Origin of the sequence: Bacillus sp. NEB1478 (assembly GCF_031582965.1) — a bacterium.
Classification (GTDB): Bacteria; Bacillota; Bacilli; order Bacillales; family Fictibacillaceae; genus Fictibacillus.
The window spans coordinates 3686321-3703968 of the sequence record NZ_CP134049.1 but is presented as its reverse complement, the minus strand read 5'-3'; the positions used below and the strand labels follow the sequence as shown (position 1 = coordinate 3703968).

General features: G+C 43.7%; 13 protein-coding genes, 12 tRNA genes and 3 rRNA genes. 26 read left to right on the top strand and 2 right to left on the bottom strand.

Annotated elements, in window-relative coordinates; translation table 11 throughout:
• Window position 1 precedes the first annotated feature (1 nt).
• The 7 genes from RGB74_RS18790 (at window position 2) to RGB74_RS18760 (ending at window position 4016) form a co-directional block, all read left to right on the top strand.
• Window positions 2-358: an STAS domain-containing protein gene (locus RGB74_RS18790; RefSeq protein WP_066239455.1), complete on the top strand. Its 357-nt coding sequence runs from the start codon at window positions 2-4 to the stop codon at window positions 356-358.
• Window positions 359-360: 2 nt separating this feature from the next.
• Entirely contained in the window at window positions 361-762 is a 402-nt protein-coding gene (locus tag RGB74_RS18785; RefSeq protein WP_310760769.1) for an anti-sigma regulatory factor, read from the top strand.
• Window positions 763-773: 11 nt separating this feature from the next.
• Window positions 774-1781 (top strand): PP2C family protein-serine/threonine phosphatase, encoded by a 1008-nt coding sequence (locus RGB74_RS18780; RefSeq protein ID WP_310760768.1) that lies wholly within the window; start codon window positions 774-776, stop codon window positions 1779-1781.
• A 61-nt stretch (window positions 1782-1842) separates the two neighbouring features.
• A complete protein-coding gene (locus RGB74_RS18775) occupies window positions 1843-2175 on the top strand; it encodes an STAS domain-containing protein (protein ID WP_310760767.1) in 333 nt (110 codons plus the stop codon).
• Window positions 2172-2654 carry an anti-sigma B factor RsbW gene (gene rsbW, locus RGB74_RS18770; protein WP_310760765.1) on the top strand — a complete coding sequence of 161 codons (483 nt, stop codon included), beginning with the start codon at window positions 2172-2174 and terminating at the stop codon, window positions 2652-2654. The genes RGB74_RS18775 and rsbW overlap by 4 nt, the downstream gene beginning before the upstream one ends.
• The gene (sigB, locus tag RGB74_RS18765) at window positions 2620-3411 is read left to right on the top strand and encodes an RNA polymerase sigma factor SigB (RefSeq protein WP_310760764.1); all 792 of its coding nucleotides are present in this window, start codon (window positions 2620-2622) and stop codon (window positions 3409-3411) included. The genes rsbW and sigB overlap by 35 nt, the downstream gene beginning before the upstream one ends.
• The gene (locus RGB74_RS18760; RefSeq protein WP_310760763.1) at window positions 3408-4016 is read left to right on the top strand and encodes a SpoIIE family protein phosphatase; all 609 of its coding nucleotides are present in this window, start codon (window positions 3408-3410) and stop codon (window positions 4014-4016) included. The genes sigB and RGB74_RS18760 overlap by 4 nt, the downstream gene beginning before the upstream one ends.
• Before the next feature lie 87 nt (window positions 4017-4103).
• On the opposite strand, the gene RGB74_RS18755 is transcribed toward RGB74_RS18760, so the two are convergent.
• Window positions 4104-4373: a hypothetical protein gene (locus RGB74_RS18755; protein WP_310760762.1), complete on the bottom strand. Its 270-nt coding sequence runs from the start codon at window positions 4371-4373 to the stop codon at window positions 4104-4106.
• A 353-nt stretch (window positions 4374-4726) separates the two neighbouring features.
• Here RGB74_RS18755 and RGB74_RS18750 point away from each other — a divergent pair, with 353 nt between their 5' ends.
• Window positions 4727-6898: a Tex family protein gene (locus tag RGB74_RS18750; protein ID WP_310760761.1), complete on the top strand. Its 2172-nt coding sequence runs from the start codon at window positions 4727-4729 to the stop codon at window positions 6896-6898.
• Window positions 6899-6934: 36 nt separating this feature from the next.
• On the opposite strand, the gene cmpA is transcribed toward RGB74_RS18750, so the two are convergent.
• The gene (cmpA, locus tag RGB74_RS18745; RefSeq protein WP_130297391.1) at window positions 6935-7057 is read right to left on the bottom strand and encodes a cortex morphogenetic protein CmpA; all 123 of its coding nucleotides are present in this window, start codon (window positions 7055-7057) and stop codon (window positions 6935-6937) included.
• 96 nt (window positions 7058-7153) lie between these two features.
• Here cmpA and RGB74_RS18740 point away from each other — a divergent pair, with 96 nt between their 5' ends.
• From RGB74_RS18740 to RGB74_RS18655, 18 genes are all read left to right on the top strand, one after another.
• Complete coding sequence (locus RGB74_RS18740) at window positions 7154-7612, top strand: SprT family protein (RefSeq protein WP_310760760.1); 459 nt, start codon at window positions 7154-7156, stop codon at window positions 7610-7612.
• A 177-nt stretch (window positions 7613-7789) separates the two neighbouring features.
• A tRNA-Asn gene (locus tag RGB74_RS18735) sits at window positions 7790-7864 on the top strand.
• 3 nt (window positions 7865-7867) lie between these two features.
• Window positions 7868-7958: transfer RNA gene (locus RGB74_RS18730), tRNA-Ser, on the top strand.
• A gap of 3 nt (window positions 7959-7961) precedes the next feature.
• Window positions 7962-8036: transfer RNA gene (locus RGB74_RS18725), tRNA-Glu, on the top strand.
• 29 nt (window positions 8037-8065) lie between these two features.
• Window positions 8066-8141 (top strand) — tRNA-Asp (locus RGB74_RS18720).
• An 18-nt stretch (window positions 8142-8159) separates the two neighbouring features.
• Window positions 8160-8234: transfer RNA gene (locus RGB74_RS18715), tRNA-Gln, on the top strand.
• 45 nt (window positions 8235-8279) lie between these two features.
• Window positions 8280-8355, top strand: a tRNA-Lys gene (locus RGB74_RS18710).
• Window positions 8356-8365: 10 nt separating this feature from the next.
• Window positions 8366-8449: transfer RNA gene (locus RGB74_RS18705), tRNA-Leu, on the top strand.
• Between the two features lie 50 nt (window positions 8450-8499).
• Window positions 8500-8585: transfer RNA gene (locus tag RGB74_RS18700), tRNA-Leu, on the top strand.
• Window positions 8586-8621: 36 nt separating this feature from the next.
• Window positions 8622-8698, top strand: a tRNA-Arg gene (locus tag RGB74_RS18695).
• Window positions 8699-8703: 5 nt separating this feature from the next.
• Window positions 8704-8780 (top strand) — tRNA-Pro (locus RGB74_RS18690).
• Between the two features lie 8 nt (window positions 8781-8788).
• A tRNA-Gly gene (locus RGB74_RS18685) sits at window positions 8789-8862 on the top strand.
• 9 nt (window positions 8863-8871) lie between these two features.
• Window positions 8872-8948, top strand: a tRNA-Ile gene (locus RGB74_RS18680).
• Between the two features lie 177 nt (window positions 8949-9125).
• Window positions 9126-10675 (top strand): 16S ribosomal RNA (locus RGB74_RS18675).
• A gap of 269 nt (window positions 10676-10944) precedes the next feature.
• Window positions 10945-13881, top strand: a 23S ribosomal RNA gene (locus RGB74_RS18670).
• A gap of 192 nt (window positions 13882-14073) precedes the next feature.
• Window positions 14074-14189: ribosomal RNA gene (rrf, locus tag RGB74_RS18665) — 5S ribosomal RNA — on the top strand.
• Together the 16S, 23S and 5S rRNA genes with 12 tRNA genes alongside form the textbook arrangement of a ribosomal RNA operon.
• A 723-nt stretch (window positions 14190-14912) precedes the next feature.
• Window positions 14913-16064, top strand: coding sequence for a trans-sulfuration enzyme family protein (locus RGB74_RS18660; protein ID WP_310760759.1), 1152 nt, complete (start codon window positions 14913-14915; stop codon window positions 16062-16064).
• A gap of 95 nt (window positions 16065-16159) precedes the next feature.
• A complete protein-coding gene (locus tag RGB74_RS18655; RefSeq protein ID WP_310760758.1) occupies window positions 16160-17539 on the top strand; it encodes an amino acid permease in 1380 nt (459 codons plus the stop codon).
• Window positions 17540-17648 lie beyond the last annotated feature (109 nt).

The window sequence follows — 17648 nt, the reverse complement described above, 5'->3', positions numbered from 1 at the left end:
AATGAGAATTCCTATTTTGAAATTGCATGAATATTTATTGATAACGATACAAGTCGAGATGGATGATCAAACAGCACTTCAATTTCAAGAAGACTTGCTAAATAAAATTCATGATACAGGTGCTAAGGGTGTTGTTATTGATTTAACATCCGTTGACATGATTGATTCATTTATCGCTAAAGTCCTTGGAGACGTTGTAAGAATGTCAAAATTAATGGGTGCACAGGTTGTGCTGACCGGCATACAGCCTGCGGTTGCTATTACTTTAATCGACCTTGGAATTTCAATGAGAGAAGTTTCAACAGCACTTGACTTAGAACAGGGGCTTGATAAATTGCGTCTGGAACTGGAGGGATGATTATGGACATCCAATCCTGTGTGGAAGTACGCAATGAGTGGGACATCGTAAGTGCCCGGCAGCTAGGAAGAAACATGGCAAAAGAGCTAGGTTTCGGAAATGTTGACCAGGCTAGAATCACAACTGCTATTTCTGAACTTGCGCGTAACATTTATTTGTACGCGGGTAAAGGTAAGATTTGTATAGAACCTATTGATCAATTAGGAAAAAAAGGTCTTCGCATTATTGCGATAGATAATGGGCCAGGAATCCGCGAAATCCGAAAAGTTATGCAAGATGGATACACGACATCTGGTGGCTTAGGTGCAGGATTACCAGGTGTGAAGCGATTAATGGACGAATTTTCGATCGAATCCACTATTGATGTGGGAACGGAGATTTCTGCTACTAAATGGCTTCGTTAGGAGGAGAGCTCTTGACTGCAAAAGATGTACTAACTGAACGTTACCAAGATCTATTATCGGTCTATCTAAAAGCAAAGAATGAAACAACACTTTATAAAGGCCAGCAATTCAGCAGAAAATTACTCGAACAGCAAATCTCTCCTGAGGATCTTGTTAGCTTGCACATACAAGTTATGGACGAACTCTTTCCAGATATGTCTGATGAAATGAGAGATTCTTTTGATTTTCTTTTAGAGGCTATGATCGGATATGGTTTTGCATATCGCGAACATCAAAGTCTGAGAGATAAACAGCAGCAGCTTGAGTCTGAAATTGAAGTTGCCGCAAGTATGCAGCAGACATTGCTCTTAAGTGATGTGCCTCAGTTTGATGAGCTGGATATTGGTGTTGTGAGTGTCCCGGCTAAGAAAATGAACGGCGACTATTTCAATTTTGTAAAAAGTGGAAATAGCCTTAGTGTTGCTGTGGCTGATATAATCGGCAAAGGCATACCTGCTGCACTTTGTATGTCTATGATCAAATACGCGATGGACAGTCTTCCTGAAGAACAAATGAAACCTCATTTACTTCTTGAAAACTTAAATCGAGTTGTTGAGCAAAATGTAAACAGCAACATGTTCATCACAATGTTTCATGGTGTTTACGAACCTGAAAGTCATAAGTTTTTCTATGCGGGAGCGGGTCATGAACCTGGTTTTATTTATAATGCAGCAGAAGATAAGTACGAGGATCTGATTGCTAAAGGATTAGTGCTTGGAGTATCACGCACAACAACCTATCACCCGTATGAAATGGAAATACAGGTCGGAGATATGGTTATTTTACTTTCAGACGGTGTTACAGAATGCCGAACAAGCAAAGGTTTTATAGAAAGAGAAGAAATCGTAACACTTATACGGAAGTACATGGACTTGCCGGCACAGCAAATTGTTGAAAATGTGTTTAAGGAACTGGACCGTTTACAAGAATTTGAGCTAAGAGATGACTTCACTTTAATTATTTTAAAACGAATTGTTTAACACTTGCTGTTTTAGGGAAGTGTACCATATCGGTTTCTAATTAAAGCCTGGGGGGAAAATAATGAATTTACAAATCAGCCAACATCAAATAGATAAAACGCACGAATTAACATTATCCGGAGAAGTTGATGCATATACAGCTCCGAAGTTAAAAGAAGTAATGCTTCCATTAACAGAAAGTGAAGGAAACACTGTTGTTGTTGACCTTTCTGGTATTGATTATATGGATAGTACAGGATTAGGTATTTTTGTTGGAGCGTTAAAATCTTCTAAAGCTAACAATAGTTCATTAAAGCTTCGAGGAATGACAGATCGGGTGAAAAGAATTTTTGAAATTACCGGATTAACAGAAGTAATGGATATTGAAAGCGGAGTAAAGGGGGAGGCGCTATGAGAACAGCGTCCGACTATATTGAAATGAACGTTCCCGCTAAACCGGATTACGTTGGTGTAGTTCGACTAACGATTTCTGGCTTAGCGAACAGAATGGGATTTTCATTTGATGAGATTGAAGATATAAAAATCGCAGTTTCTGAAGCTTGTACGAACGTTGTTAACCATGCTTACAAAGATCAAGAATTAGGGCAAGTTCGTATTGGCTGCAATATTTTTGAAGATTGCTTAGAAATTACTGTGTTAGACCAAGGAAAAAGTTTTGATGTTGAATCTATCTCAGAAAATCTTGGCCCAGTGGATGGTAAATCCGTTGATCAATTGAACGAAGGAGGTTTAGGCCTTTTTCTCATAGATACGTTAATGGACAAGGTAGAAATAAAAAGTGAAGCCGGTGTCATGGTAACAATGACAAAGTATCTTCACAGAGATGAGGTGGAGGAACATGTCGACAGAATCTCGCCAGCGCCTTCACAGTAAAGAGCAAGTATATGAATGGATTGATCAATTGCAGGAGGACCCAAAGAATGAAGTGATTCAAACTAATTTGGTTCTCCAATATCAAGATCTAGTTCATTCACTTGCACGAAAATTTTCTAAGGGGAAAAGCATCCATGACGATTTAGTTCAAGTCGGTATGATTGGCTTGCTTGCAGCGTTTAGAAGATATGATAAAACGTTTGGCAGATCGTTTGAATCGTTTGCTGTCCCTACTATAGTAGGAGAAATCAAACGCTTTATTCGCGACAAAACATGGAGTGTACATGTACCGCGCCGAATTAAAGAATTGGGACCTAGAATTAAAAAGGCAGTAGAAGAACTAACGACTAGCCTTCAAAGATCTCCGAAAATCGCAGAGATCGCCGACTATCTTGAAGTTTCTGAAGAAGAAGTGCTAGAAACAATGGAAATGGGTAAAAGTTATCAAGCCCTTTCAGTTGATAGTTCGATCGAAGCTGATCAAGAGGGGAGTACAGTAACACTTCTTGACCTTGTTGGCTCAGCAGATGCTGGTTTTGATCAGATTGATAAAAGAATGCTGTTAGAAAAAGCGTTTGCTGTTCTATCGGAACGCGAACGTGAAATTCTTCAATGCACGTATTTCGAGAATTTGAGCCAGAAGGAAACAGGTGAAAGACTGGAGATTTCCCAAATGCATGTTTCAAGATTACAAAGAAGAGCATTGGAGAAATTGAAAGAAGCACTGAGAGTATCACCTTCGGAGGCGCTTAGATGATCGAACACCAACAGTATAAAAAAGCATTGGTTTCTTCTTACCAGAATCCCAAAAAAGGGAATGAACTTTGCGGAGATAGCTTTTATACAAGGGAAACAGAGGACTATTTAGTATGTGCCGTGGCTGATGGCCTTGGGAGCGGAAAACTAGCAAAAGATGCATCAGGGAAAGCAACTGAGATTATTGATCAGAATCATTATGAGTCTGTAGAGCAATTGATGAAATTTTGTAATGAAGGTCTTAGACAAACCCGCGGTGCTGTAATTGCGATTTTAAAAGTCGATTATAAAAACAAAATGGCCACCTACTCAGGAGTTGGCAACATTCGTTTTATGATTTCTACTGAAAGACAGCGTGCGGTTCATCCGCTTCCAAAAGTAGGCTTTCTTGTAGGAAAACCCGAAAAGTTTAAAATTCAAGAGTTCAAATTCGAAAAAGAAATTTCGTTTATGCTCTATTCTGACGGGATGGACATTCATACCGTAAGCCGTTCACTTCTTACGAAAATGATTTCACCTAAAGAATCGGTGAATTATATAAGCGGGCTGCCGCAGGACGTTAATGACGATGCTACAGTTTTAGTAGGTCAAGTTAATCTCGAATAGCGAAACATCATCCTTATCAATATTAGGATGGTGTTTTTTGTTTTTGTTGATTGATAAACTTCTTATCTCTTCGTCAGTTTCATTTTCTCAGTGCTCATGTAGGTTTACTTCACTCCGCGCTTCGAAAATTTCACTTCCTCGACCTACTCGTTTCTGAATCAACAAAAGATTTGAAGTGGAAGATAAGCTGCGAATCTCTTCGTCAGTTTTTATTCTGCGGTACTCACGTAAGTGTAAATACGCTCCGTTTCCTCGAATCTTCACTTCCTCAACCTTCTTGCTTCTAAATCGCCAAACGATTTGAAGTGGATGAAAAGCGGCGAATCTCATTTTCATTTTCATTTTCTCAGTGCTCATGTAGGTTTACTTCACTCCGCGCTTCGAAAATTTCACTTCCTCGACCTACTCGTTTCTGAATCAACAAATAATGAATGTGTTTTTTCTAAAAGATTATAGCTAATGGTGTTCTGTAATTTAACACCAATGACAAGGTGATTGGAGTGTAAGGTGCGAGACTCCAGCGGGATTAGCGGGACAGGTGAGACCATTCAATGTCGCATAGCGACGAGTGGGCTCACCGCACGCCCCGCGGAAAGCGAGCATCCTGAAACGGAGATCAACTGCACTCAAAAACAACATCTGGTCGTCATTTTATAGAAATGCATTTATTCGTTATAATAGATGTAATTGATTGAAAAGGAGTGTTCTTATTGGGACAACCTGTGAATGAACAAGCATTACTTGTCATCGAAAAGGAATTGAACATTAAAGGGAAACAAATTAATCAAGTGATCGGCTTATTGGAAGAGGGGAATACGGTTCCTTTTATCGCGCGTTACCGTAAAGAATTAACAGGTGGTCTTGATGAAGTTCAGATCAAAGATATTATGGATCGCTGGACATACCTTCAAAATCTTGCTTCCCGAAAAGAAGAAGTAATCCGTCTCATAGACGATCAAGGGAAACTTACAGATGAACTAGCAGCATCCATTAACAACGCTCAAAAACTTCAAGAAATAGAAGATTTGTATCGTCCATACAAACAAAAGCGGCGTACAAAAGCGACAGTTGCAAAAGAAAAAGGATTAGAGCCATTAGCTTTGTGGTTATTAGAACAACGAAATGAAAATCCTTTGGACGCTGCGAGATCATACATAAATGAGGATAAAGAGGTATTGTCTGCTGAAGATGCCATTCAAGGTGCGAAAGATATTATTGCTGAAATGTTATCTGACGATGCAGATATGCGAAAATGGATTCGCGAAGACACATTCTCGAAAGGCGAGATAAAAACAGAAGGTAAAAATACAGAGGCCGACGAGAAGAAAGTATTTGAAATGTACTATGAATACCAAGAACCAATCCGAAAAATCGTTCCTCACAGAGTTTTAGCGGCAAACCGCGGTGAGAAAGAAGATATTTTAAAGGTTGGAATCAGTACTCCATCTGAACTAATCATCTCGAAAATGGATCGTAAAACGGTAAAAAGATCTGATTCTCCGGCTGTCCCTTATATTCGTGAAGCCATTGAAGATGCTTATAAACGATTAATAGCGCCGTCTATCGAAAGAGAGATTCGCGCAGCGTTAACAGAACAAGCGGAAGAACGCGCAATACACATATTTTCTGAAAATGTAAGAAGTCTTTTGCTTCAGGCACCTCTAAAAGGTAAAGTGGTTTTAGGTGTCGACCCTGCTTACCGAACAGGCTGTAAGTTAGGGGTTGTAGATGAAACGGGAAAGGTTCTTCACATTCAAACCATCTATCCTACACCGCCGCGTTCAGAAGTGGAGAAATCTGCAGCAGTCGTAAAACAGCTGATTGATAAATATGATATTGAAATTGCTGCGATCGGAAATGGTACAGCATCACGCGAAACAGAACAATTTATTGCAGAAACGCTAAAAGATCTGCCGAAATCTGTTGCGTATGTCATTGTAAATGAAGCGGGAGCAAGTGTATATTCAGCATCGACTGTAGCTCGCGAAGAGTTCCCGGATCTGCAAGTAGAGGAAAGAAGTGCAGTTTCTATCGCCCGCAGACTTCAGGATCCTTTAGCAGAACTCGTGAAAATCGATCCAAAATCAATTGGTGTTGGACAATATCAGCACGATGTTTCTCAAAAGCGTTTGGGTGAAGAAATCTCATTTGTTGTTGAAACAGCGGTTAACCAAGTCGGTGTAAATGTAAATACAGCATCATCCTCACTGCTTCAATATGTTTCGGGATTATCTAAAACAGTAGCTCAAAACATTATCGTAAAAAGAAATGAAGTCGGTAAATTCCAGAACCGAAAAGAACTGAAGAAGATTCCACGCCTAGGTGCGAAAACTTATGAACAATGTATCGGATTTTTGCGCGTTATGGAAGGCGATCAGCCATTGGATCAAACAGGCATCCATCCGGAAAGCTATACAGGAACGATTTCTTTATTGAAAGAATTAGGTTTTACAACAAAAGATATCGGGACAGAAGCACTTGCTGAGATATTAAAGACGATTTCACTTGAAGAAACTTCTGCTAAACTGGATATAGGCGTGCCAACATTAAAAGACATCATCGATGGACTAACAAAACCTGGCCGTGACCCTCGTGATAATTTTTCAGGACCTGTTCTAAAAACAGATGTACTTAAAATGGAAGATCTATCAGCAGGGATGGAACTGCAAGGGACTGTTCGAAATGTGGTAGACTTTGGGGCCTTTGTAGATATTGGAGTCAAACAGGATGGGCTTGTCCATATTTCAAAATTGACAAACCGTTTTGTAAAAAATCCAATGGATGTTGTAAGTGTCGGTCAAGTTGTAACCGTTTGGGTAGACTCGGTCGATGTAGCCAAACAAAGAATTGCATTAACAATGATAGCTCCTAAAAAGGGATAAAAAAGCATACATGAAAAAAAGCGCTTCTCCAGCAGATTATTCTTCACTGGAGGAGTGCTTTCGATTATAAAAGAACCAGCACTGATTTAATAAACGGATTTGGTAGCGATCTTTCTGGTAATATGCGCGGCGGAGCTGTCTTTTGAACCATGTAGGCATTAAATGACCTCCTTGAACTTCCCAACCGTTATATGTGTATTAGTCTATGTTGGGGTGCTTGTTAGTGTGAACCTTGAAAAAGTAAGGAGTATAAATATGACTGATCTAGAACTGCAGAAATTAACGGAAAGCCTCTCAGCGGAATACTTCAATAAACCGTTCCGGCATGAGGCAACTTTTAATAAAAGACTGCGCACAACAGGCGGTCGTTACCTTTTAAAATCCCATAATATCGAATTAAATCCGCACCTTTATGCAGAGTTTGGGATGGAAGAATTGATCGGCGTTATAAAGCATGAACTTTGCCATTACCATCTTCATATTGAAAAAAGAGGTTATAAGCATGCTGACGCTGATTTTAAAGTGTTGTTAAAAAAAGTCGGGGGATCACGTTTCTGCCAATCGGTTCCAGGAAAGAGGAGGACGGAGAGTTATAAATATCACTATATATGCAAAGACTGTATGCAGTCCTATAAAAGAAAGCGGCTAATTGATACAAAAAGATATGTATGCGGGAAGTGCCGTGGAAAATTGAAACAGGTTTCTTCAAAATAGGGTGTTGACTTCAAAGATAGGTATGTGGTAATTTAATAAAGTCGCTGTAAGACATGACACATACATAACCTTTTACAGAAGGTGTTTACAGCACAGTACAACTTAGAAAAAACCTTCTAAATGAGGTTGACATTTAAACCTAAAACAATTATGATATTAATTGTCCTTAAAAGACATTCCACAGTAGCTCAGTGGTAGAGCTATCGGCTGTTAACCGATCGGTCGTAGGTTCGAGTCCTACCTGTGGAGCCATACAGAGAAGTACCCAAGTGGCTCAAGGGGCGCCCCTGCTAAGGGTGTAGATCGCTAACGCGGTGCGAGGGTTCGAATCCCTTCTTCTCTGCCATGTGGCCCGTTGGTCAAGCGGTTAAGACACCGCCCTTTCACGGCGGTAACACGGGTTCGAATCCCGTACGGGTCACCATTAAGAATTTAATAACCTTTATATAAAGTGGACTCGTGGTGTAGTGGTTAACATGCCTGCCTGTCACGCAGGAGATCGCCGGTTCGACCCCGGTCGGGTCCGCCACTTTTATGAAATAGGCATTGGGCTATAGCCAAGCGGTAAGGCAACGGACTTTGACTCCGTCATGCGATGGTTCGAATCCATCTAGCCCAGCCATTTTTTTCTTTTCAAGATGATTGTTTAACCGAAAGTTTTTAGTGAGAGCCATTAGCTCAGTTGGTAGAGCATCTGACTTTTAATCAGAGGGTCGAAGGTTCGAATCCTTCATGGCTCACCATATTTTTAACGCGGGTGTGGCGGAATTGGCAGACGCGCTAGACTTAGGATCTAGTGTCTTTGACGTGGGGGTTCGAGTCCCTTCACCCGCACCATACTTTTTTAACTTATAAGTTGCAGTGCTCATGCGCTGGCATCTAGCCGCGCGGTCGTGGCGGAATGGCAGACGCGCTAGCTTGAGGGGCTAGTGGGGGAAACCCCGTGGAGGTTCGAGTCCTCTCGACCGCACCAACTTATCACAACAACATATAATGCAATTAATAATAGGCGCCCTTAGCTCAGCTGGATAGAGTGTTTGACTACGAATCAAAAGGTCGGGAGTTCGAATCTCTCAGGGCGCGCCATATTACGGGAAGTGGCTCAGCTTGGTAGAGCACCTGGTTTGGGACCAGGGGGTCGCAGGTTCAAATCCTGTCTTCCCGACCATTCTTTATGCGGGTGTAGTTTAATGGTAAAACAAGAGCCTTCCAAGCTCTGGTCGTGAGTTCGATTCTCATCACCCGCTCCATTTTTTAACGGGCCTATAGCTCAGCTGGTTAGAGCGCACGCCTGATAAGCGTGAGGTCGATGGTTCGAGTCCATTTAGGCCCACCATAATCTTATAAAAAAAGATTTTTAAAAAACGCTTGACTTTATAACTTCGATTCGGTAAGATGATAAAGCTGTCTCGAGAAAAGACAAGCAAAACAAGTTCTTTGAAAACTGAACAAAAGAAATAGGTAAGGAATTAAATTAATTCCGTCAGTTTTAAAAACGAGCAAGACAAACACTTTTATGGAGAGTTTGATCCTGGCTCAGGATGAACGCTGGCGGCGTGCCTAATACATGCAAGTCGAGCGAATGAAGAGGAGCTTGCTCCTCTGATTTAGCGGCGGACGGGTGAGTAACACGTGGGTAATCTGCCTGTAAGACGGGGATAACTCCGGGAAACCGGGGCTAATACCGGATAATAAGAAGAAACGCATGTTTCTTTTTTGAAAGTCGGTTTCGGCTGACACTTACAGATGAGCCCGCGGCGCATTAGCTAGTTGGTGAGGTAACGGCTCACCAAGGCGACGATGCGTAGCCGACCTGAGAGGGTGATCGGCCACACTGGGACTGAGACACGGCCCAGACTCCTACGGGAGGCAGCAGTAGGGAATCTTCGGCAATGGGCGAAAGCCTGACCGAGCAACGCCGCGTGAGCGATGAAGGCCTTCGGGTCGTAAAGCTCTGTTGTTAGAGAAGAACAAGTACGAGAGTAACTGCTCGTACCTTGACGGTACCTAACCAGAAAGCCACGGCTAACTACGTGCCAGCAGCCGCGGTAATACGTAGGTGGCAAGCGTTATCCGGAATTATTGGGCGTAAAGCGCGCGCAGGCGGTCTCTTAAGTCTGATGTGAAAGCCCACGGCTCAACCGTGGAGGGTCATTGGAAACTGGGAGACTTGAGTGCAGGAGAGAAAAGTGGAATTCCACGTGTAGCGGTGAAATGCGTAGAGATGTGGAGGAACACCAGTGGCGAAGGCGGCTTTTTGGCCTGTAACTGACGCTGAGGCGCGAAAGCGTGGGGAGCAAACAGGATTAGATACCCTGGTAGTCCACGCCGTAAACGATGAGTGCTAGGTGTTGGGGGGTTCCACCCTCAGTGCTGAAGTTAACACATTAAGCACTCCGCCTGGGGAGTACGACCGCAAGGTTGAAACTCAAAGGAATTGACGGGGGCCCGCACAAGCAGTGGAGCATGTGGTTTAATTCGAAGCAACGCGAAGAACCTTACCAGGTCTTGACATCCTCTGACCACTCTAGAGATAGAGCTTTCCCCTTCGGGGGACAGAGTGACAGGTGGTGCATGGTTGTCGTCAGCTCGTGTCGTGAGATGTTGGGTTAAGTCCCGCAACGAGCGCAACCCTTGACCTTAGTTGCCAGCATTCAGTTGGGCACTCTAAGGTGACTGCCGGTGACAAACCGGAGGAAGGTGGGGATGACGTCAAATCATCATGCCCCTTATGACCTGGGCTACACACGTGCTACAATGGGTGGTACAAAGGGTTGCGAAGCCGCGAGGCCAAGCCAATCCCAAAAAGCCACTCTCAGTTCGGATTGTAGGCTGCAACTCGCCTACATGAAGCCGGAATTGCTAGTAATCGCGGATCAGCATGCCGCGGTGAATACGTTCCCGGGCCTTGTACACACCGCCCGTCACACCACGAGAGTTTGTAACACCCGAAGTCGGTGGGGTAACCCTTTTGGGAGCCAGCCGCCGAAGGTGGGACAGATGATTGGGGTGAAGTCGTAACAAGGTAGCCGTATCGGAAGGTGCGGCTGGATCACCTCCTTTCTATGGAGATTATGAGACAGCTAGTCTGTTTCGTAAGTACGCCTATTCTTCTTTTGTTCAGTTTTGAGAGAACTCAAAACTCTCAACTAAATAACATTTTTTCGTTCTTAAAGATCGGAAAGGTTATTTTAACTATGTTCTTTGAAAACTAGATATCGACATCCAAACAATATGCAAGGCAGATATATATTATTTATCTGCGCCAAGCAATAACTTTTTAAGTTAAGTTACGAGAAACGAAGAAATTCGAAGTTGATCGTAAGTTATAAGGTTAAGCTAGAAAGGGCGCACGGTGGATGCCTTGGCACTAGGAGCCGAAGAAGGACGGGACGAACACCGATATGCCTCGGGGAGCTGTAAGTAAGCATTGATCCGGGGATTTCCGAATGGGGGAACCCACCATCCGTAATGGGGTGGTATCCATATCTGAATACATAGGGTATGAGAAGGCAGACCCGGGGAACTGAAACATCTAAGTACCCGGAGGAAGAGAAAGCAAATGCGATTTCCTGAGTAGCGGCGAGCGAAACGGAATCAGCCCAAACCAGAGGGCTTGCCCTCTGGGGTTGTAGGACACTCTATACGGAGTTACAAAGGAACGAGGTAGGTGAAGTGGTCTGGAAAGGCCAGCCGAAGAAGGTAACAGCCCTGTAGCTGAAACTTCGTTCCCTCCAGAGTGGATCCTGAGTACGGCGGGACACGTGAAACCCCGTCGGAATCCGGGAGGACCATCTCCCAAGGCTAAATACTCCCTAGTGACCGATAGTGAACCAGTACCGTGAGGGAAAGGTGAAAAGCACCCCGGAAGGGGAGTGAAATAGATCCTGAAACCGTGTGCCTACAAGTAGTCGGAGCCCATTAACGGGTGACGGCGTGCCTTTTGTAGAATGAACCGGCGAGTTACGATCCCGTGCAAGGTTAAGTTGAATAGACGGAGCCGCAGCGAAAGCGAGTCTGAATAGGGCGACATAGTACGTGGTCGTAGACCCGAAACCGTGTGATCTACCCATGTCCAGGGTGAAGTTCAGGTAACACTGAATGGAGGCCCGAACCCACGCACGTTGAAAAGTGCGGGGATGAGGTGTGGGTAGGGGTGAAATGCCAATCGAACACGGAGATAGCTGGTTCTCCCCGAAATAGCTTTAGGGCTAGCCTCGCGGCAAGATTCCTGGAGGTAGAGCACTGATTGGACTAGGGGCCCCCACAGGGTTACCGAATTCAGTCAAACTCCGAATGCCAGAGAATTATCCGCGGGAGTCAGACTGCGAGTGATAAGATCCGTAGTCAAAAGGGAAACAGCCCAGACCATCAGCTAAGGTCCCAAAGTATACGTTAAGTGGCAAAGGATGTGGAGTTGCCCAGACAACCAGGATGTTGGCTTAGAAGCAGCCACCATTTAAAGAGTGCGTAATAGCTCACTGGTCGAGTGACTCTGCGCCGAAAATGTAACGGGGCTAAACGTATCACCGAAGCTATGGCTTGTACCGTATGGTACAGGGGTAGGGGAGCGTTCGAAGTGCAGCGAAGTCAGACCGGAAGGACTGGTGGAGCGCTTTGAAGTGAGAATGCCGGTATGAGTAGCGAAAGACAAGTGAGAATCTTGTCCATCGAAAGCCTAAGGTTTCCTGAGGAAGGCTCGTCCGCTCAGGGTTAGTCGGGGCCTAAGCCGAGGCTGAAAAGCGTAGGCGATGGATAACAGGTTGATATTCCTGTACCACTTCCTTTCCGTTTGAACGATGGGGGGACGCAGTAAGGTAGGGTGAGCGCACTGATGGAATAGTGCGTCTAAGCAGTTAGGCTGTTGGATAGGCAAATCCGTCCAACGTGAAGGCTGAGCTGTGATGGCGAGGGAAATTTAGTACCGAAGTCCCTGATCCTACACTGCCAAGAAAAGCCTCTAGTGAGGAAAGATGTGCCCGTACCGCAAACCGACACAGGTAGGCGAGGAGAGAATCCTAAGATGATCGGGAGAACTCTCGTTAAGGAACTCGGCAAAATGACCCCGTAACTTCGGGAGAAGGGGTGCTCTGATAGGGTTTATCGCCCGAGAGAGCCGCAGTGAATAGATCCAAGCGACTGTTTAGCAAAAACACAGGTCTCTGCGAAACCGCAAGGTGAAGTATAGGGGCTGACACCTGCCCGGTGCTGGAAGGTTAAGAGGAGGGGTTATCCTTTTAGGAGAAGCTCTGAATTGAAGCCCCAGTAAACGGCGGCCGTAACTATAACGGTCCTAAGGTAGCGAAATTCCTTGTCGGGTAAGTTCCGACCCGCACGAAAGGTGTAACGACTTGGATACTGTCTCAACGAGAGACCCGGTGAAATTATAGTACCTGTGAAGATGCAGGTTACCCGCGACAGGACGGAAAGACCCCATGGAGCTTTACTGCAACTTGATATTGGATTTTGGTACAGCTTGTACAGGATAGGTAGGAGCCTGAGAAGCCGGAGCGCCAGCTTCGGTGGAGGCGTCGGTGGGATACTACCCTGGCTGTATTGAAATTCTAACCTAGAACCGTGATCCGGTTCAGAGACAGTGTCAGGTGGGCAGTTTGACTGGGGCGGTCGCCTCCTAAACAGTAACGGAGGCGCCCAAAGGTTCCCTCAGAATGGTTGGAAATCATTCGCAGAGTGTAAAGGCACAAGGGAGCTTGACTGCGAGACCTACAAGTCGAGCAGGGACGAAAGTCGGGCTTAGTGATCCGGTGGTTCCGCATGGAAGGGCCATCGCTCAACGGATAAAAGCTACCCTGGGGATAACAGGCTTATCTCCCCCAAGAGTCCACATCGACGGGGAGGTTTGGCACCTCGATGTCGGCTCATCGCATCCTGGGGCTGAAGTAGGTCCCAAGGGTTGGGCTGTTCGCCCATTAAAGCGGTACGCGAGCTGGGTTCAGAACGTCGTGAGACAGTTCGGTCCCTATCCGTCGCGGGCGCAGGAAATTTGAGAGGAGCTGTCCTTAGTACGAGAGGACCGGGATGGACACACCGCTGGTGTACCAGTTGTTCCGCCAGGGGCATAGCTGGGTAGCTACGTGTGGACGGGATAAGTGCTGAAAGCATCTAAGCATGAAGCCCCCCTCAAGATGAGATTTCCCATCACGTCAAGTGAGTAAGACCCCTTAGAGATGATGAGGTTGATAGGTCTGGTGTGGAAGCGTGGCGACACGTGGAGCTGACAGATACTAATCGGTCGAGGGCTTATCCTTAAAAAAGCATAACGTTTGGAAACGTCGTATCTAGTTTTGAGAGAACATACTCTCAACTTAATAAAAGTAGTTTTTTCAGAAGCGAGAAGGTCGAGGAAGTGAAGTTTTGAAGGAACGGAGCGTATTACACATACGTGAGTACCGGAAGAACGAAACTGACGAAGAGATTCGACGCTTATCAAAAAACTTAGGTTCAGTGATGATGGCGAAGAGGCCACACCCGTTCCCATACCGAACACGGAAGTTAAGCTCTTCAGCGCCGATGGTAGTTGGGGGTCTCCCCCTGTTAGAGTAGGACGTCGCTGAGCAAATGAGGAAGATGGATGAAAATCCATCTTCTTTTGTTTTGAAAAGCCTCGGATCGAATTCGCAGATGTCGATTCGTGACTATTGCAAGAAAAACTGTAGGATTCGAGCCAAAAAGTGTGGGATGGCATTCAAAAAGGGTGAGATTGTCAGAGCTAATTGTGGGATTATTGAGCCAAAAAGCGAACAAAAAGGAAGAAGATGGATGAAGATCCATCTTCTTTTTATTATCTATAAGTGAGATTTCGGTCAAAAAAGCTAAAAAACGTTAAAAATAAGATTAAAAATGAAGAAGATGGACCCTTCCATCTTCCAACCTTATAATAACACCTCTTCACAAACCCCTAAAAGCGCCCGCCACTCCATAATTCCACGGTAATCGCCAATAATTCCACGGTCAAAGGCTACATATCCACGAAAAAACCCATTATATCCACGTTAATTTTGATTTAACCACGAACCGACATGATTCAACAAAATTCACATCAAACTCGCATCAAATTCACTCACCCATTCTCTGCCATAGTCATTGCAGGTGAAACCCAGGAAAATCACTTTATACCAACGTTAAATTCCATAATTCCACGTTAGGTGCCTTTTTATCGAATTTTCGACAGTATTCCATCGCACTCCTAAAGTTGTGAGCAAACTTCAAAACATATCAATAAGACTTCGTACGTTTTTATGCTACACTAGGTATTAAAAATAATGGGGAGGTCATTTTAATGAAAGATGTTCATTTCGATACTTCAACAGTACATGCAGCTGGTCATTCCGGGGTTAAGTCTGTAAGCAAAATAAAACCGATCTACCAGACTTCTGCTTTTTCTTTTTCGAGCTTAGATGATTTAGAGGATTATTTTCGCGGTAAGAACGACTATCTATACACAAGGATGAATAACCCGAACCAAGATGATTTTGCTAGAGGGGTTGCACAGTTAGAACAGGCACCTGCTGGAGTTGTTACATCTTCGGGAATTTCGGCGATCATGGTCGGTATTTTAGCTGTAGTACAAGCCGGTGACCATATTGTGGCTTGTGAGGATCTGTATGGCGGTACGTACACACTTCTTTCAGAGGAATTAAAGACCTTTGGAATAGAATCTACATTTGTATCCTTTGAAGACATGAATGAAGTTGAAAACCAGATCCGATCAAATACAAAACTAATTTATTCAGAATCTGTGACGAATCCTCTTTTACGTGTGGAGGATCTCGAGGGAATTGCTGCATTAGCAAAGAAACATGGAATTACATCTATGATCGATAATACATTTGCTACACCTTTTGTTTTACAACCGTATACGCAAGGAATAGATATTGTCGTGCACAGCGCTACGAAATATCTTAACGGACATGGCGATGTTACCGCTGGAGCAGTAGTTGGCAGTGAAGAATTAATTGCTAAAGCTAAAACAAAAATGGGTCATCTCGGCTGCAATTTAGGACCGTTCGATGCGTGGTTAGCTTCAAGAGGATTAAAAACGCTGAGTTTGCGAATGGAGCGTCATGTTTCCAATGCACAAGCATTAGCTGATCAGCTTCAAGATACGAAGGGCATCAAGAAGGTTTATTATCCGGAGCATGTGAGTGAAAAAGGAAACGGTGCTATCGTTACGATTGAATTAGACGATAATAGCGATGTCCATACATTTTTCAAATCCCTGGATTGGGTGAAAATTGTTCCGACTCTTGCTGGAGTTGAAACTACAGTATCTTATCCACTTGGTACTTCACATCGGTCATTGCCAGAGGATGTTTGTGAAAAATTGGGTATAAACAAAAACGTTATCCGGATTTCTGTCGGAATCGAAGACAAGAATGACATTTGCAAAGTCTTTAAAGATGCTGCTGAAAAAGCTCTTGCCTCTAATTAGAATTTGTAACAAAAACGAATTGTTACAAATTGTCGAACTATGTTAAAATAGGCTATTGAAAGCGCTTCATCAATTACAACAAGGGAGGCAGAGAAATGAAGCCGAAAGAGGAATTACACCGCGGGCTTGAGGAAAGACACATTACATTGATGTCTCTCGGGGCTGCAATTGGAGTAGGCCTATTTTTAGGTTCAGCATCTGCAATTGAGATGGCAGGGCCAGCAATTTTGTTTGCGTATGCTCTAGGTGGAGCAGTAATGTTTATGATTATGAGAGCATTAGGAGAGATGGCAATTGAACAGCCGGTTGCCGGTTCTTTTAGTAGATATGCCAGAAATTACATCGGGCCGTTGTCTGGTTATTTAACTGGATGGAATTATTGGTTCTTATGGATCGTTACATGTATGGCAGAAATCACTGCTGTCGGTATTTATATGAAGGTGTGGTACCCAGATGTTCCAACATGGATCTGGGCATTAGCGGCGCTTGTCATTATGGCAGGAGTCAACTTAATCGCTATTAAGGCTTATGGAGAGTTTGAATTTTGGTTCGCATTAATAAAAATTATTGCAATTGTTCTTATGATTATTACTGGTTTAGGAATGATTATTTTTGGATTTGGTAACGGCGGAGTAGCCACTGGAATCCATAACCTTTGGTCGAATGGCGGATTTGCGCCACATGGAATCAAAGGAATTCTAATGTCGATGCAAATGGTCATGTTCGCCTTTTTAGGTATAGAACTGATCGGAGTAACAGCGGGGGAAGTAAAGAACCCAGAAAAAACGATAGCAAAAGCAGTAAACACTGTGTTTTGGCGTATTTTATTGTTTTATGTAGGAGCATTATTTGTAATCATGTCTATTTATCCTTGGGACCAAATCGGAACACAAGGAAGCCCTTTTGTACTAACGTTTGAAAAACTGGGCGTTGGACAAGCTGCTGGAATTATTAACTTTGTTGTATTAACTGCCGCATTATCCAGCTGTAACAGCGGTATTTTCAGTACAGGACGTATGTTATTTAACCTTGCGGAGCAAAAGCAAGCACCGACGAAATTTGGTAAAATCGGAAAAACGGGAGTACCTTCTGTAGCGATTTTAGTATCTGCTGCAGCACTTTTAGTAGGTGTAGTTCTAAACTACTTAGTACCGGAAAAAGTTTTCGTTTGGGTTACAAGTATCTCTACATTCGGAGCGATTTGGACATGGGGCGTTATTCTTGTGTCTCAAATGAAATTCCGTAACAGTTTAAGTACAGAGGAAAAGAAAGCATTGAAATTTAAAATGCCATTTTTCCCTTATGGATCTTATATTGCACTTGCTATTCTTATCTTTGTTGTCGGGATCATGGCATACTTCCCAGACACAAGAATCGCGTTAATTGTAGGGCCATTATGGCTAGCATTATTAACAGCGATCTATTACGCTAAAGGCTTCCACAAGAGACCTGAAAACTCTAAGAAAGCTGCATAATTTTAAGGCGCTGGAAAAAAATAATTTTTTCAGTGCCTTATTTTTATTTAACACTTGCATCATAATAATAAACGTGATATATTAATAAATGTCCGAAAGAAACAAACGC